This window comes from Streptomyces violaceoruber, assembly GCF_033406955.1.
Taxonomy (GTDB): domain Bacteria; phylum Actinomycetota; class Actinomycetes; order Streptomycetales; family Streptomycetaceae; genus Streptomyces; species Streptomyces violaceoruber.
Genome location: NZ_CP137734.1, coordinates 4,722,057 through 4,735,264 on the forward strand (window position 1 = coordinate 4,722,057; position 13,208 = coordinate 4,735,264).

Below are 13,208 nucleotides of genomic sequence, written 5' to 3' on the forward strand. Positions count from 1 at the left end.
GAGGGGAGCATAACGACCGTCAGGACAACTGGCCGTCGTAGTCCGGGAGCTTGAACGTCTTCTCGGCGTGGCCCCCCGACAGGTCGCTGGCGCTGTTGCCGATGTTCGCGATGATCGTGTAGCCGTTCGACTCGATCTCGGCGCGCTGTTCGGTCTTGTACTCGGCGACGTCCTTGAACAGGTCCAGGAAGCCGCGGACGTACAGCCCCGAGGACTCGTACCCGGCGTGGGCGAGGTTCCACTCGGTGGGCGCCTCGATGATGCCGGGGCGGGCGGTCACGAAGAACAGGGCGACGCCGTGCTCCTGGGCGTACTCGGCGACCTCCAGGACCGGCCGGTTGGCGGGCTGGGGATAGCTGAAGCCGAAGTCCGTCTCCAGGGAGGTGTTGTCGATGTCCAGGACGACGGCCTGCTTCTCGCCGGGGGCGGAGCCGGCGATCCGCTCCTTCAGGTACGGCAGCGCCGCGTCCATGACGGCCCGGCAGTCCCGCTGCCAGGTGTCGTAGCCGACGTCGGCGGCGGCCGCCGTCACCGACGCGGGCGGGGACTCGGCCGGGGCGGCGACGGACGGCGTGACGGTCGCGGTGAGCGCCGCCGCGACCACGGCGGCCGTGCCGGTGACCCGGGTCCAGGTGCGGGACCGGGTCTGTCTGGTCTGTCCGGTCTGAACGGTCATGGGGGGGTGGGGTCCTCTCATGCCTGCCTGCGCGGATGCCTGACGGCAAAGTTGTCGCGTGCATGCTTGCCCCAGCAAGTGGCCGGACGGCAACGATTGGGTTACTGAGCAGTAGTCGGCTCTCCGGCCCGCGCCTACGCCGTGATCTCCACCCCGTCCGGCACGTTCCGCACCCGCGGCAGCCGGGGATTGACCCGCAGTACCCGCAGCCGGGGGAAGCCGGAGAGCCAGGAGACGTCCGTGTCGGGCAGCTCCGCGTTGAGCCACAGGTGGGTCAGCTGGTCGGGCAGCAGTCCCGCCAGCAGCTCCTCGGCCCGCATCACCCCGGCCACCTGGATGCGCGGCCGCCCGCCGAGTTCGCGCAGCGCCGCCAGTTCGGCGGTGTCGGCGACCGGGAAGTAGAGGCCGTCCGGGTCCAGGTGAGCGATGATCTCCTGGGCGTAGCGCTCGGTGTCGAAGTGCCGCCAGCCCCGGGCCAGTTCGGTGCGCACCGGCAGCGCGGCCCGGGAGCGCAGCCGGACCAGGTAGTCGATGGCGGCGTCGTCCTGGACGCGGGTCGCGGTGCAGGCGAGCAGCAGGGCCTGCCGGTCGTCCGGGACCTGGCCCGGGTCGGGCAGCAGCTCCAGGACGATGGGGCCGACCCAGCCGAGCCCCCGGGCGGCCAGCTCCGTCGTCGGGCGCACCAGGTTCTTCGTGCGGTCGTGGACGAGCCGCTGGACGGCCGGGTCGAGTTCGGTGACGTGGTCCAGGCAGGCGGCGGCCATCAGTCTGCGGTGGTTGATCTGCGGGCGGCGCAGTGCCGGCGCGGGCGCCAGCAGGCGTTCCAGGAACTCGGCGCACTCCTCGGGGCGGGCGTGGGCGGCGGCCATGCGGATGACCTCCTCCCACTCGGACTGGTGGGCGTGGTCCACCAGCGTGGGGAAGCGGCCGCGGGCCACGATCTCCTTGGCGGCCAGGTAGTCCTGGAAGGTGCGGTGGACGAAGTCGACCGACTCGCCCGACCGTTCGCGCAGCAGGCCCGTGCGGTGCAGCAGATGCCGGAAGATCTTCGCACCGTCGCCCTGCGCGCGGGCGGCGGGCATCGCGGGCAGCGCGGCGTCCAGGATGCCGACCGCCCGCTCCCGGGTCAGCTCGGAGGCGTCCTCCTCCAGCATGGCGTGGGCCAGCTTCTGCAACAGCCGTTCCCTGGTGCTCTGCTGGAGCCGAACGTCGTCGGCGTACAGCACGTCCCGTTCGGGGTCGCGGCGCTGGAGCAGCATCTCCAGGGCGGCGTCGTACAGCTCCTTGCGGCCGCTGGGCAGGGAGCCCGCCCGGTCCCGGTTGAGGGCGCATATCAGGCCGCACATCAGGGGGTTGGTGGCGAGCTGGCGCAGTTCGCGGTAGATCCGTACGGAGTGCAGCAGCCGCTGCTCGTACTCGTCCAGCGTGCTGCGCTCCCGCTCGCGTTCCCGCGGCCCGGGGGAGCGGCTCTGCTCGTCGAGGCGGGCCGCCGAGTGCCAGTCCCGGATGAACCGGGTCACCCGGTCCCGGGACATGGGCGCCAGCGACAGCTCGACGAAGTCCTCCTCGGCCAGCCCGCCGCCCGACAGCCAGCCTTCCGAGACGGCGGAGGGCCGGGAGGTGACCAGGCAGCCGTTGCCGGAGAAGACGCGCAGCAGCCGGCGGAGCCGGTCGCGCAGCTCGCCGCGGGTCTTCTCCGGCGCCTCGTCGATGCCGTCGACCAGCAGCAGCGCCCGGCCCGCGAGCAGGGTGCGCACCACCCACCCCTCCGGAGCCCGGTCGGCGAGCGGGTGCCGGACCGCGTGCAGGAAGTCGTCCGGGGCCGGGAAGCCCTCGCGGGCGAAACGCCGCACGGGCAGCACGAACGGGACCCGGGAGCCCTCCCGGGCGGCGGCCACGGCCAGCCACTGCACCAGCGTCGTCTTGCCCGAGCCCGCCCCGCCGCGCAGCAGTACCCGGTCGTGGTCCTCCAGGGCGCGGTCCGCGAGCAGCACCGTGCGCTGCTCGTCCTCGGTGCCGCCCACCCCGCCGCTGCGCTCCTCCGCCTCCAGGCTCAGGTAGGTCTCCTCCAGCGGCCAACGGTCGGGAGCGTTGGGGAAGTCGACGCCGACGATGGTCAGCCAGCCGTGCCGCCGGGCCACCCACTCGGCGTACTCGGCCTCGAACGCCACGTCTTCCTCCGGCCGTTCGGCATGCCGGGCCGCCGCCTCCGCGTCGCCCAGGTCGACCAGCTGGGCGATCCGGCTGGCCCGCCCCGGCAGTTGCCGCTGGAGGTAGGCGGAGCGCCGCACCAGGTGGTGCAGGACGTGCAGGCACACCGACACCAGCAGCGCGTCGTGGAACCAGGCCGCGTCCGGCGACAGCTCCCGGTCGGCGCCCTGCACCGCGCCCCGCAGCCGCCGCGCGTAGTCCTGCGGACCCAGCCGTACGGCGTCGGCGTCGGTGACGTCGACCTCGGCGATGGCGAGCAGGGTGCGGGCCAGGACGTCCACGACCGGGGCCAGTTCGGCGGTGGGCGCGGCATGCCGCTCGGCGGCGAGGTGCACCAGGTCGGCGGCGGTGCGGTGGACCTCGTCCGGGGTGGCCGTGGCCCTGGCGCCGCGCCAGGAGACGAGGCCGGGGACCGGTTCGGAGAACACCGGTGGGCGGGCGGGGTCGCGGAAGAGCCGGTGGACGAGGGGGGCGGCGAGACGGGAGGGCGTACGGACGACGGCATCCATGAAGGTGGGTTACCCCTGGGGTTGGGAGGACAAAGAGGCGAACGGGCCCTGGAGCTCCACACCGTCCGGCACCTGCCGGGCCACGGCCTCGTCGAGGTCCGCGAGCACCGACACCGTTCGCAGACGGGGGAAGGCCGTGAGCCAGGCGAGTCCCTCGACGGGGTGTGGGGCCTCGAGCGTCAGGTGGGTGAGGCGCTCGGGGACGACCAGCTCCGTCAGGTCGTCCACCCGGTACGCGCCGCGGACGAATATGTGCCCCCAGCCGCCGAGCGAGCGGAGCACGTGGAGGTCGTCCGTCGTGGCCACCTCGACGGCCCTCTGCCGGGGCAGGTGCGCGAGGATCTCTCTGGCGTACTGTTCCCGGTCGAAGCGGTTCCAGGACGTGGCGAGGAACTCCTGCACGTCGGCGCCGGTGTGTTCCCGGAACCGGGACAGGAACTGCAGTGCCGCCTCGCTGCCCACGCTGACCGCCGTGTGCACCACTCTGGCCGCGGTGCTGTCGTCGATGCCGTCCTCAGGGCCGGGCAGCAGTCCCAGCACCAGATCGCCACCGGCCCGCGCCACTTCCCGCGCCGCCTCGAAGGTGGTCGGCGGAACATGGGTGGCCAGCCCGTCCTCCACCCGCCCCCGCACCGTCGGCGCCACCTCGGCCGCGTACCGCAGCCCGGCCGCCGCCAGCAGGGTCCCGCGCGGGGTTCCCAGCTCCGTCAGCCGGCGCAGCATCTGCTCCGCCTCCTTCGGTCGGGCATGGGCGAGGGCGAGCAGGATCACGTCGTCCCACTCGTCCAGGTGGGCGTGGTTGACCAGCAGGTCGAAGTCCATCTCCTGCACGGCGAGCCGGGCCCCCAGGTAGTCCTGGAAGGTGCGGTGCAGGAAGTCCACCCGGCCCTCGGCGGGCTCGCGCAGCAGCCCGGAGCGCAGCAGCAGTGCGCGGTAGACCTCCTCCCCACCGGCGTCGGCCAGGTTCAGCGCGGGCAGCGCCCGGTCCACGATCCCGAGCGCCTCGTCCCGGTCCATCTCCTGCCGGCTGTTGCGGATCAGCCACCACGCCAGCTTCTGCAGCAGCTGCACCTGCGTGGCATACGCGAGGCGCACCCCGTCGGAGCCGTGCAGCTCCCGTTCCCGGTCCCGGCGTTCCAGGAGCATGGTCAGGGCGGCCTCGTAGAGCGACCTGCGGTCCTGGGGCAGGAAACCCCGCCGGTCCCGGTGCAGGGCGCACAGCATGCCGCACATGAGCGGATTGGTGGCCAGCCCGTTCAGCTCGGAGGTGCTCCGCACGGAGGCGAGCAGGGACTCGCCGACGGACTCGGCCACCTCGGCCGCCCGGTGCCAGCGCCGCACGAAGGTGGCGACGCCGTCGCGGCCCATGGGGGCGAGGACGAGTTCACTGAAGCCCTCGGCGGCCAGCCACGCCTCCGGCACCGCCGAGGGCCGCGAGGTGACCAGCCACAGGTTCCCGGGGAAGGCCCGCACCAGCTCGCGCAGCCAGCGCCGGGCGGCGGCACGGCGGTCCTGGGCGATCTCGTCGATGCCGTCGACCAGCAGCACCCCGCGCCGGGCCCGCAGCACGCGCTCCACCCACCCCGGCGGCTGCTCCCCGGCGACGGGGCAGCCGACCGCGCGCAGGAAGTCGCCGGGAACGGGCAGCTCGGCGCCGGGCCGCACGATCCGGCGCATCGGCAGCACGAACGGCACCCGCCCGATGAGGTGGGTCAGCCCGTGGTCGTAGACCCGGCCGGCCGCCGTGACCGCGAGCCACTGCACGAGCGTCGTCTTGCCCGACCCGGCGACACCGCGCAGGAACACCTGGTCGTGACCGGCAAGCACCTGCTCGGCGGCCACGGCCGCGTACTCCGGGTCCCGGCGCCCGTCCCGCCCGGCCCGCGGCCGCGTCGCCTCCAGGCTCAGGTACGCCGTGTCCAGCGGCCACTCCCGGGTCCCGGCGTCCAGCCCGTAGATGGTGAGCGTGCCGTACCGGGCGGCGACGTGGTCCGCGTAGCGCTCCTCGAACCCGGCGTCCTCGGCCGACTGGGACGGCAGCCGTTCCAGCAGGACGTCGACGGCCCGGACCAGCCGGGCCAGCTGCTGCGTCTGGACGGTCTGCTGGCGGGCGACGTAGGTGGAGCGCTGGGTGAGGAAGTTCAGGATGTGCAGCGAGGCGGTGTGCAGCAGCCGCTCGTACAGCAGCGTGCCGCCCTCGCCGAGCCCGTACGGGGCCAGGGGCACGCCGGCGCGCAGCTCGCGGGCGAAGCGCTCGGGGCCGAGCCCGACGGCCTCGTAGTCCTCGACGGTGATCTCGCCGAGCCGGGCGAGTGTGCGGGCCAGGGCGTCCTTGACGGCCGCCGCCTCCGCGGCGTCCACGGGCTCCTCGCCGGGTCCGGCCGAGGTCAGCGCCCTGCGGACCAGCTCTCCGGCGATCTTGTCGACGTCCTCGGGCGTGACGTTCCGCTTCTCGCCCCGGAAGGACACCAGCGCCGATATCCGCACCGGCCGGTCCACGAGCCCCGCTCCCGGCCCGTCCCGGACGAAGAGCCGGCGGACGAGCGGTACGACCGCGCTGGACGCGACACGGGCCCCGAGTGCTGTGACGTCGACCATGCTCCGAGCCTAGGTGAACGCCCTTGTGCGGGGGGCGGGTTAACCGGGACGGGAGTAGCCCCCGTCACATTCACCGGCTCCTCGATCATGGCCGCCGGTGATGTGCCGCACAGGCCGATTGCCGTGTACTACGGGGAATAGTGGCCGCCGCAAGAACTACGAAAACGGACATACCGGAGCATCGGCTGGGGGGCTATCCGGGGCTCTGAGCTGGTTTTGTCCAAAATGGCCGCTCTGGTGTGAGTCATGAAGTTTCACTCTGAAGTACTAAATAGGGTCGTAGGTCACACCTTTGTGCGGTTCGGGGTCGCCGGGTTACCAAGGTTGAGCCCGCCCGGTGAGCGCCTTGTGCGTCCCGCCGGTGGGCATTCCTCTGCACCCGTCCCCATGAGGTTCGAATGTTTCCGCGTGTCACGTCCCGTTCTTCCCGTACGACCATCCGCACCCGCGCCGCGGTGATGGCCGCAGGCCTCGGAGCCTCGGTCGCACTGGGAGCCGGGGTCGCGGCCGCCACCGGCACCACGGCGGCCTCCAGCACCACCGCCGCCGCGAGCGCCGTAGAGGCCCAGGCCGCGGCGCAGGCCAAGGCGGCGAAGGCCGAGAAGGCCGCCGCGAGCGCCAAGAAGAGCACCACCGCCAAGAAGACGGCCACCAAGAAGAAGGCCGCCTCCTGGGTCGACCCGGTCAAGAAGTACGAGCTGAGCGCCAGCTTCGCCCAGAACGGCGGCATGTGGGCGCACAAGCACAGCGGCCAGGACTTCGCCGTGCCGATCGGCACCAACGTCGTCGCCGCCCACGGCGGCACCGTGGTCAAGGCCGGCGGCAACGGCGCCGGCGACGGCCCCGCCTACGGCAACGCCATCGTCATCAAGCACGGCAACGGCACGTACTCCCAGTACGCGCACCTGTCCAGGATCAACGTGAAGATCGGCCAGATCGTGAAGACCGGCCAGTCGATCGCCAAGTCCGGCAACACCGGCAACTCCAGCGGTCCGCACCTGCACTTCGAGATCCGGACCACCCCGAACTACGGCTCGGCCGTGGACCCGGTCGCCTTCCTGCGCGGCAAGGGCGTGACCGTCTGACGGACGGGCCCGGGGGTGCTGTGACGGCGCCCCCTACGCGCCCGCGGCTCCCCGGTGGGCCTGGGTGATCAGATCGGTGGCGACCTCGAGAACGGCAGCGCGCTGTTCCTCGGGGTCGCCTTCGAGGTCCCGGAGCACGAACATCCCGGCGTGCAGCGTGAACAGTGCGCTGATGCAGCGGACCTGGTCGACCAGGTCCGCCTCGGGGTCCATGAGGATGTCGCGCAGGCCGAACATCCGGTGCTTGAACAGCTCGCCGATCCGCAGGTCACGCACCGTGGCCTGGTTCTCCTGCATGAAGCGGAACAGCGGCGCCGCGCCGGCCAGCGCCTCGCTGTAGCGCCGGATGATCTCCTGCTTCGTCTCCAGGGTGTGCGGCTGCTCGCGCCCCCACTCGATCAGGTCCTCCAGCGGCCGGGAGAGGTCCTCGAAGATGCTGACGAGGATCTCTTCCTTCGTCTTGAAGTGGTAGTAGAGCGCGGCCTTGGTGACGTCCAGGCTCTCGGCGATCTCGCGCAGGGAAGTCTTCTCGTACCCCTGCTCCGCGAAGAGCCCGAGCGCCACGTCCTGGATGCGCTGGCGGGTGTCCCCGCGGCGTCGCTGCTGCTTGGTGCCGTTCATCGTGCCGCCCATCCTCCTACGCACCTCCTGCCCCGCGCACTTTCCGAAAAACTTACTTGACGCCCGGCTAGTTACGCGCCTACCTTTCCCAGTGTAGACAACTTGCCGGGCGGCAAGTAAGTGGCAGTGGCACAGCGGTAGCTGGGGGAGTAGGAGAGATGGCCGAGAAAACGGAGGCGGCGACCGGTGGAGCCGGCGCCGGCAAGCAGCCGAGGAGCGTGCGGGTCGTCCTGCTCGCCCTCATGATCGCGATGATGCTCGCGATGCTCGACAACATGATCATCGGCACCGCGATGCCCACGATCGTGGGCGAGCTGGGCGGCCTGGAGCACCTCTCCTGGGTCGTCACCGCCTACACCCTGGCCACCGCGGCCTCCACCCCGCTGTGGGGCAAGCTCGGCGACATGTACGGGCGCAAGGGCGTCTTCATGACGTCGATCGTGATCTTCCTGGCCGGCTCGGCGCTCAGCGGCATGGCCCAGGACATGGGCCAGCTCATCGGCTTCCGCGCGGTCCAGGGCCTGGGCGCCGGCGGTCTGATGGTCGGCGTCATGGCCATCATCGGCGACCTGATACCGCCCAGGGAGCGCGGCAAGTACCAGGGCATGATCGCCGGTGTCATGGCGCTCTCGATGATCGGCGGACCGCTGGTCGGCGGCACCATCACCGACCACTGGGGCTGGCGCTGGTCCTTCTACATCAACATTCCGCTCGGCGTGATCGCGCTGATCGCCATCAGCGCCGTACTGCACCTGCCGAAGAAGCGCAGCGAGGCCCGGATCGACTACCTGGGCGCCGCACTGCTGACCATCGGCATCACCGCCATCGTGCTCGTCACCACCTGGGGCGGCACCGAGTACGCCTGGACCTCCGCGCGGATCATGGAGCTGATCGGCATCGGCGTCGCCGCGCTGGTCGGGTTCGTGTTCTGGCAGACCAGGGCCGCCGAGCCGATCCTGCCGCTGCACATCTTCCGCAGCCGCAACTTCACGCTGATGTCCGTCATCGGCTTCATCGTCGGCTTCGTGATGTTCGGCGCCACCCTCTTCCTGCCGCTGTACCAGCAGTCGGTGCAGGGCGCGTCCGCCACCAACTCCGGGCTGCTGCTCCTGCCCATGCTGGGCGCGATGCTCGTCACGTCGATGGTCGCCGGTCGCGTCACCACCAGCACCGGCCGTTACAAGATCTTCCCGGTGGCGGGCGGCGCGCTGATGACGGTCGGCCTGTACCTGCTGTCGACCATGGACACCGACACCACCCGCTTCACCTCCGGCCTGTACATGGCCGTCGTCGGTCTCGGCATGGGCTGCCTGATGCAGATCACCATGCTGGTGGCGCAGAACAGCGTGGAGATGAAGGACATGGGCGTCGCGTCCTCCTCCACCAACCTCTTCCGCACCCTCGGCTCCTCCTTCGGCGTCGCGATCATGGGCGCGCTGTTCAACAACCGCGTCCAGGACGTCATGGCCGAGCGGGCCGCGGGCTCGGGCGCCAAGGCGACGGAGCAGTCGGCGACGCTGACGGCGGACGCGCTGAACGCGCTGCCGGCGGCGATCCGCGACGCCTACCAGCACGCGGTGTCCGCCGGCACCCACACCGCGTTCCTGCTGGGCTCCGCGGTGGCCGTCCTCGCGCTGGTCGCGTCGTTCTTCGTGAAGGAGGTCCCGCTCAAGGGCGCGGGCCCCAAGGCGGCCGACGCCCCGGCAGACGGTGACGGCGACCCGGCCACGGCGAAGGCCCCGGTGACCGAGGCCGTCTGACCTCGCGGCGGCCCGCCGCCTTCCTCCCGACCAGGCCCCCGGACGGTTCCGACCACCCGGGGGCCTTCTTCGTCCGCCGCGCCGACGCACTCGAACCACACCGTCTTGCCCCGCCCGTCCGGGTACGGCGTGACACCCCACCGGTCGGTCACCGCCGCGACGATCACGAGCCCCCGCCCGCCCTCGCCCAGCGCGTCCCCGGCGGCCGGGACCGGCAGCTTCGGGCACCCGTCGGCGACCTCCACCCGCACCCCGCCCGGCCGCAGCAGGAAGCACACGCGGCCACGCCGTCCGGGCACGTGCCGTACGACGTTGGCGACCAGCTCCGTGAGCGCCAGCTCGGCGGCGCCGGCCACCTCGGGCAGGCCCGAGCGGACGAGGTACAGCCGCAGCACGCGGCGCAGATGGCGGGCCGAGTGCGCGCCCAGGGCGAACTCGGCGTGGTACTGGCTCTCGACGTCCGCCGCCTGCGGACCGGTTACGTGATTCACGCCACAACACTGCGACGCGGTGCGTACGCTCGACTACACACAGAAACGAACGCCGAGAGGTGTTGCCGTCCCGTAGTCCCGCAGCGAGGTGCCGCAGTGGCCAACATCCAGTCCCTCGACCCGACCGCGTCCCCGCTCGACTACTACGGCTGGGAGCTGCGCCGCCAACGCGAGGCCCACGGCCTCAAACAGGGCCAGCTCGGCGACATCATCTTCTGCACCGGCTCCCTGGTCGGCCAGATCGAGACCACGAAGAAGGTCCCGACGCGGGACTTCTCCGAGCGGGTGGACGCGGCACTGGGCACGGACGGCCTGTTCTCCCGGCTGATCGGCCTGGTGCTGCGCAGCCAACTCCCCACGTGGTTCCAGCCGTACGCGGAGATGGAGGCGAAGGCGGCGTACATCTCGACGTACCAGGCGCAGTTGGTCTACGGGCTGCTGCAGACGGAGGAGTACGCGCGGGCGGTACTCGCCACCGGCAAGCCAGGGCAGCTCGACAGCTTGCTCGCCGCTCGAATGGAACGCCAGCGCATCCTCGCCTGGGAGAAGCCCCCCGTGGCCTTGGTGATTCTGGACGAGGCTGTGCTGCACCGGCCCATCGGTGGCGACGACGTGATGTGGCGCCAACTGGCCCATCTGTTGGAGTTCACCAACCATCGCTGGATGTGCATTCAGGTGCTGCCGCTGACCAGTGGTGAACACCCGGGTCTGGCCGGGGCCTTCAACATCCTGCGCTTCGAGGACCACCCGGACGTCTTCTATACCGAGGACATGATGTCCGGCCACATGACGGCCAACCCGGAGACCATCAAAGAGGCCAGCCTCAATTACGCTCACTTGCAAGCGGACGCCCTCTCCGTGAAGGACTCGGCGGCGCTGATCGCCCGCGTAATGGAGGAACGCTATGCAGACCGGACCGAGCGAGACCCAGTGGCGTAAGTCCAGTTACAGCGGGCCCAACGGCGGTGACTGCGTGGAGGTTGCCGGGCACGGCCCCGTCGGCGTCGTCCCCGTCCGGGACAGCAAGAACCCGTCCGGACCGGTTGTCACCGTCGGGGCCGATGCCTGGCAGTCCTTCCTCGACGGCCTTCGGTAGGCGCACCGCCGGTTACTGCTCACCCCGTGCTGCCTGCCGAGCGAGGAACTCCTCGAACGCAGCCTTCTGCTTCGGGTCCATGAAGCCCTGGCGGACATTGCGGGCCTTATCCTCCAGCCAGTGCGCCTCGGCCGGGTCGAGCAGCTCCGCCACCACCGAGCCGTCGCGGGCCACCGCCGTACGTCCGCCGACGCGACGGCGAAAGAGCGTGAAGGGGCCGAACTCCTCGGGGTGCGCCAGCTCGGGCCCCTCCGCCCGGTCGCCCGCCGGGTAGGCGGTGGGTGCCCAGTGCTCCCAGAGCGCCAGCGTCGCCGCGGGCACCAGCACCCCGTGCAGCAGGGGCCGCCCTCCCTCCCACGCGAACGTGACCGTGACCGGCTCACCGACCGTCTCGGCCATCCCCAGCACCCGCTCCACCTCGTTGTTGGCCGGGAAACTGACCTCTGCCTCGATGCGTATGCCCATGGCGCCTCAGACTACGGGCGCCCGCACCATGAACACGTCCACCGGATCCTCGCTTGTCACGGCGAATCCGTGCCGTTCGTAGAGCCGCCGGGCGGGACTGCCCCGCAGCACGTTCAGCCGGACCACCGTGCCCCCGCGGTCGCACCGTTCCAGCAGTTCGCGCAGCACGGCCGTACCGATGCCGCCGCCCTGCACCCTCGGGTCCAGATAGAAGTGCTCCAGCCAGTGGGCGTCCTCGGCCGGCCGCAGCGCCACGCACCCGGCGAACGCGCCGTCCACCTCGATCACCCGGGTGTGGGCCGGCGCGAACCCGTCCCGCAGCCGCTGCCGTACCCGCCGCGCGTCGTACCGCCCGAGCCGCTCCAGATCCGCCCGCAGCACCAGGGCGCGCAGCTCGGCCACCGCCTCGACGTCCCCCGCCGAAGCCGGTCGCACTCCCCAGTCCGCCATGATCGTCAGACTAATGTGTCGGCCCCTGGGCGAGCAGCCGCTCCACCAGCAGCAGGGCGCCGACCAGGATCATCGCCGCCCCCGAGCAGCGGGACACCGCCGTGGCGACGGCCGGGCGGGCGCCCAGGATCCGGCGTGCCGTGGCGCCGACGCCCGTGTAGACCACGGCGCAGTTGGCCGTGTGCACCAGGCCGAGGGCGACGATCTGCGCGGCGAAGGGCCAGTCCGCGTCCCGGGCGGCGAACTGCGGCAGCAGGGCGAGGAACAGCAGCAGCGCCTTGGGGTTGAGGCCGCTGATGCCCGCCCCTCTGGCCGCACGGCCCACCCACGAGCCGGAGCCGCCTCCCTGGTCGCCCTCCTCGGCCCGGGGTACCGCGGGGCGGGCCAGGGTCGTGGCGCCGAGCCAGATCAGATAGGCCGCCCCGGCGGCCGTCAGCGCGGTCAGCACCGTCGGTGAACCGGCGACCGCGGTCGCCAGGCCCGCGGCGACCACGGCGGTCAGCAGGACGTATCCGCTCAGCATGCCGCCGACGGCGGGCAGCACCGACCGGTGGCGCAGTCCCGCCGTGATCGCGTAGGCCCAGTCCGCCCCCGGGACCAGCACCAGCAGGAAGGACACCGACCAGAAGGCCCCGATGCCGGCCATCTCCACCGTCTCCACCTCACACTTCTTCCGGCTCTCCTGAGGCAGATTAGGAAAGATCGCCCGAAAGGTGCTTCCAACTTTTCCCCCGCCGAGCCTCCCCCGTGGAAAGATCTTCCCCATGGACGACGTGGACCGGCAGATTCTTGCGGAGCTGCAGAAGGACGGCCGGCTGACCCTGACCGAACTCGCCGAACGGGTCCGCCTCAGCGTCTCCCCCTGCCACCGGCGCCTGCGCGCGCTGGAACGCTCCGGCGCGATCACCGGCTACCACGCCGCACTGAACGCCCCCGCCCTCGGCCTGGGCTTCGAGGCGCTGGTCTTCGTCACCATGCGGTACGAGGACCGCCAAACCGTGGCCGCCTTCGAGGCGGCCGTGACCGAGATCCCGCACGTCCTCCAGGCCCAGCGGCTGTTCGGCGACCCCGACTACCTGCTGCGCGTCGTCACCCGCGACCTGGAGGCGTACCGGCGGCTCTACGACGAACGCCTCGCCTCCCTCCCCGGCGTCCAGCGCCTCAGCTCCACCCTCGTCATGGCCAACCTGGTCGAGGCCCGGCCGCTGCCCCTGTGACCTCCGGCGTCCGGCCGCCGGGAGCGAAA

At 71.6% G+C, this 13,208-nt stretch carries 12 protein-coding genes and 1 pseudogene; 5 read left to right on the plus strand and 8 right to left on the minus strand.

From position 1 onward, the window contains the following. Positions 1–19: 19 nt before the first annotated feature. From R2E43_RS21310 to R2E43_RS21320, 3 genes are all read right to left on the minus strand, one after another. Complete coding sequence (locus tag R2E43_RS21310; protein WP_210984391.1) at positions 20–676, minus strand: HAD family acid phosphatase; 657 nt, start codon at positions 674–676, stop codon at positions 20–22. 134 nt (positions 677–810) lie between these two features. Beyond that, positions 811–3,396 (minus strand): NACHT domain-containing protein, encoded by a 2,586-nt coding sequence (locus tag R2E43_RS21315; protein WP_003975464.1) that lies wholly within the window; start codon positions 3,394–3,396, stop codon positions 811–813. Positions 3,397–3,405: 9 nt separating this feature from the next. After that, on the minus strand, positions 3,406–5,994 hold the full coding sequence (locus tag R2E43_RS21320; protein ID WP_003975465.1) for an NACHT domain-containing protein: 2,589 nt from the start codon (positions 5,992–5,994) through the stop codon (positions 3,406–3,408). A gap of 398 nt (positions 5,995–6,392) precedes the next feature. On the opposite strand from R2E43_RS21320, the gene R2E43_RS21325 reads away from it, so the two are divergent. Beyond that, entirely contained in the window at positions 6,393–7,079 is a 687-nt protein-coding gene (locus R2E43_RS21325) for a M23 family metallopeptidase (protein ID WP_011028939.1), read from the plus strand. 33 nt (positions 7,080–7,112) lie between these two features. On the opposite strand, the gene R2E43_RS21330 is transcribed toward R2E43_RS21325, so the two are convergent. After that, entirely contained in the window at positions 7,113–7,700 is a 588-nt protein-coding gene (locus R2E43_RS21330) for a TetR/AcrR family transcriptional regulator (RefSeq protein WP_003975467.1), read from the minus strand. A 158-nt stretch (positions 7,701–7,858) separates the two neighbouring features. On the opposite strand from R2E43_RS21330, the gene R2E43_RS21335 reads away from it, so the two are divergent. Further along, a complete protein-coding gene (locus R2E43_RS21335) occupies positions 7,859–9,460 on the plus strand; it encodes an MDR family MFS transporter (RefSeq protein WP_332056477.1) in 1,602 nt (533 codons plus the stop codon). Between the two features lie 152 nt (positions 9,461–9,612). On the opposite strand, the pseudogene R2E43_RS21340 reads toward R2E43_RS21335, so the two are convergent. Then, positions 9,613–9,951: pseudogene (locus R2E43_RS21340) on the minus strand (ATP-binding protein); the annotation flags it as partial. Between the two features lie 96 nt (positions 9,952–10,047). Between R2E43_RS21340 and R2E43_RS21345 the strand changes: the two are divergent. After that, the gene (locus tag R2E43_RS21345; protein ID WP_003975470.1) at positions 10,048–10,890 is read left to right on the plus strand and encodes a helix-turn-helix domain-containing protein; all 843 of its coding nucleotides are present in this window, start codon (positions 10,048–10,050) and stop codon (positions 10,888–10,890) included. Next, entirely contained in the window at positions 10,856–11,047 is a 192-nt protein-coding gene (locus tag R2E43_RS21350; protein ID WP_037666584.1) for a DUF397 domain-containing protein, read from the plus strand. The genes R2E43_RS21345 and R2E43_RS21350 overlap by 35 nt, the downstream gene beginning before the upstream one ends. A gap of 12 nt (positions 11,048–11,059) precedes the next feature. Here the strand turns inward: R2E43_RS21350 and R2E43_RS21355 are convergent, their stop codons facing one another. Genes R2E43_RS21355 through R2E43_RS21365 form a run of 3 tightly spaced genes read right to left on the minus strand, consistent with a single transcriptional unit; the run spans position 11,060 to position 12,608 of the window. Next, positions 11,060–11,512 carry a hypothetical protein gene (locus R2E43_RS21355; RefSeq protein ID WP_003975471.1) on the minus strand — a complete coding sequence of 151 codons (453 nt, stop codon included), beginning with the start codon at positions 11,510–11,512 and terminating at the stop codon, positions 11,060–11,062. 6 nt (positions 11,513–11,518) lie between these two features. Beyond that, entirely contained in the window at positions 11,519–11,962 is a 444-nt protein-coding gene (locus R2E43_RS21360; RefSeq protein ID WP_136208744.1) for a GNAT family N-acetyltransferase, read from the minus strand. A gap of 10 nt (positions 11,963–11,972) precedes the next feature. Further along, positions 11,973–12,608 (minus strand): LysE family translocator, encoded by a 636-nt coding sequence (locus tag R2E43_RS21365; RefSeq protein WP_136208752.1) that lies wholly within the window; start codon positions 12,606–12,608, stop codon positions 11,973–11,975. A gap of 118 nt (positions 12,609–12,726) precedes the next feature. On the opposite strand from R2E43_RS21365, the gene R2E43_RS21370 reads away from it, so the two are divergent. Then, on the plus strand, positions 12,727–13,179 hold the full coding sequence (locus tag R2E43_RS21370) for an Lrp/AsnC family transcriptional regulator (protein ID WP_003975474.1): 453 nt from the start codon (positions 12,727–12,729) through the stop codon (positions 13,177–13,179). Positions 13,180–13,208: the final 29 nt, after the last annotated feature.

Coding starts and splice junctions, on each gene's coding strand:
- R2E43_RS21310 (WP_210984391.1), bottom strand. CDS start 676: ATGACCGTTCAGACCGGACAGACCAGACAGACCCGGTCCCGCACCTGG.
- R2E43_RS21315 (WP_003975464.1), bottom strand. CDS start 3,396: ATGGATGCCGTCGTCCGTACGCCCTCCCGTCTCGCCGCCCCCCTCGTC.
- R2E43_RS21320 (WP_003975465.1), bottom strand. CDS start 5,994: ATGGTCGACGTCACAGCACTCGGGGCCCGTGTCGCGTCCAGCGCGGTC.
- R2E43_RS21325 (WP_011028939.1), top strand. CDS start 6,393: ATGTTTCCGCGTGTCACGTCCCGTTCTTCCCGTACGACCATCCGCACC.
- R2E43_RS21330 (WP_003975467.1), bottom strand. CDS start 7,700: ATGAACGGCACCAAGCAGCAGCGACGCCGCGGGGACACCCGCCAGCGC.
- R2E43_RS21335 (WP_332056477.1), top strand. CDS start 7,859: ATGGCCGAGAAAACGGAGGCGGCGACCGGTGGAGCCGGCGCCGGCAAG.
- R2E43_RS21350 (WP_037666584.1), top strand. CDS start 10,856: ATGCAGACCGGACCGAGCGAGACCCAGTGGCGTAAGTCCAGTTACAGC.
- R2E43_RS21355 (WP_003975471.1), bottom strand. CDS start 11,512: ATGGGCATACGCATCGAGGCAGAGGTCAGTTTCCCGGCCAACAACGAG.
- R2E43_RS21360 (WP_136208744.1), bottom strand. CDS start 11,962: ATGGCGGACTGGGGAGTGCGACCGGCTTCGGCGGGGGACGTCGAGGCG.
- R2E43_RS21365 (WP_136208752.1), bottom strand. CDS start 12,608: ATGGCCGGCATCGGGGCCTTCTGGTCGGTGTCCTTCCTGCTGGTGCTG.
- R2E43_RS21370 (WP_003975474.1), top strand. CDS start 12,727: ATGGACGACGTGGACCGGCAGATTCTTGCGGAGCTGCAGAAGGACGGC.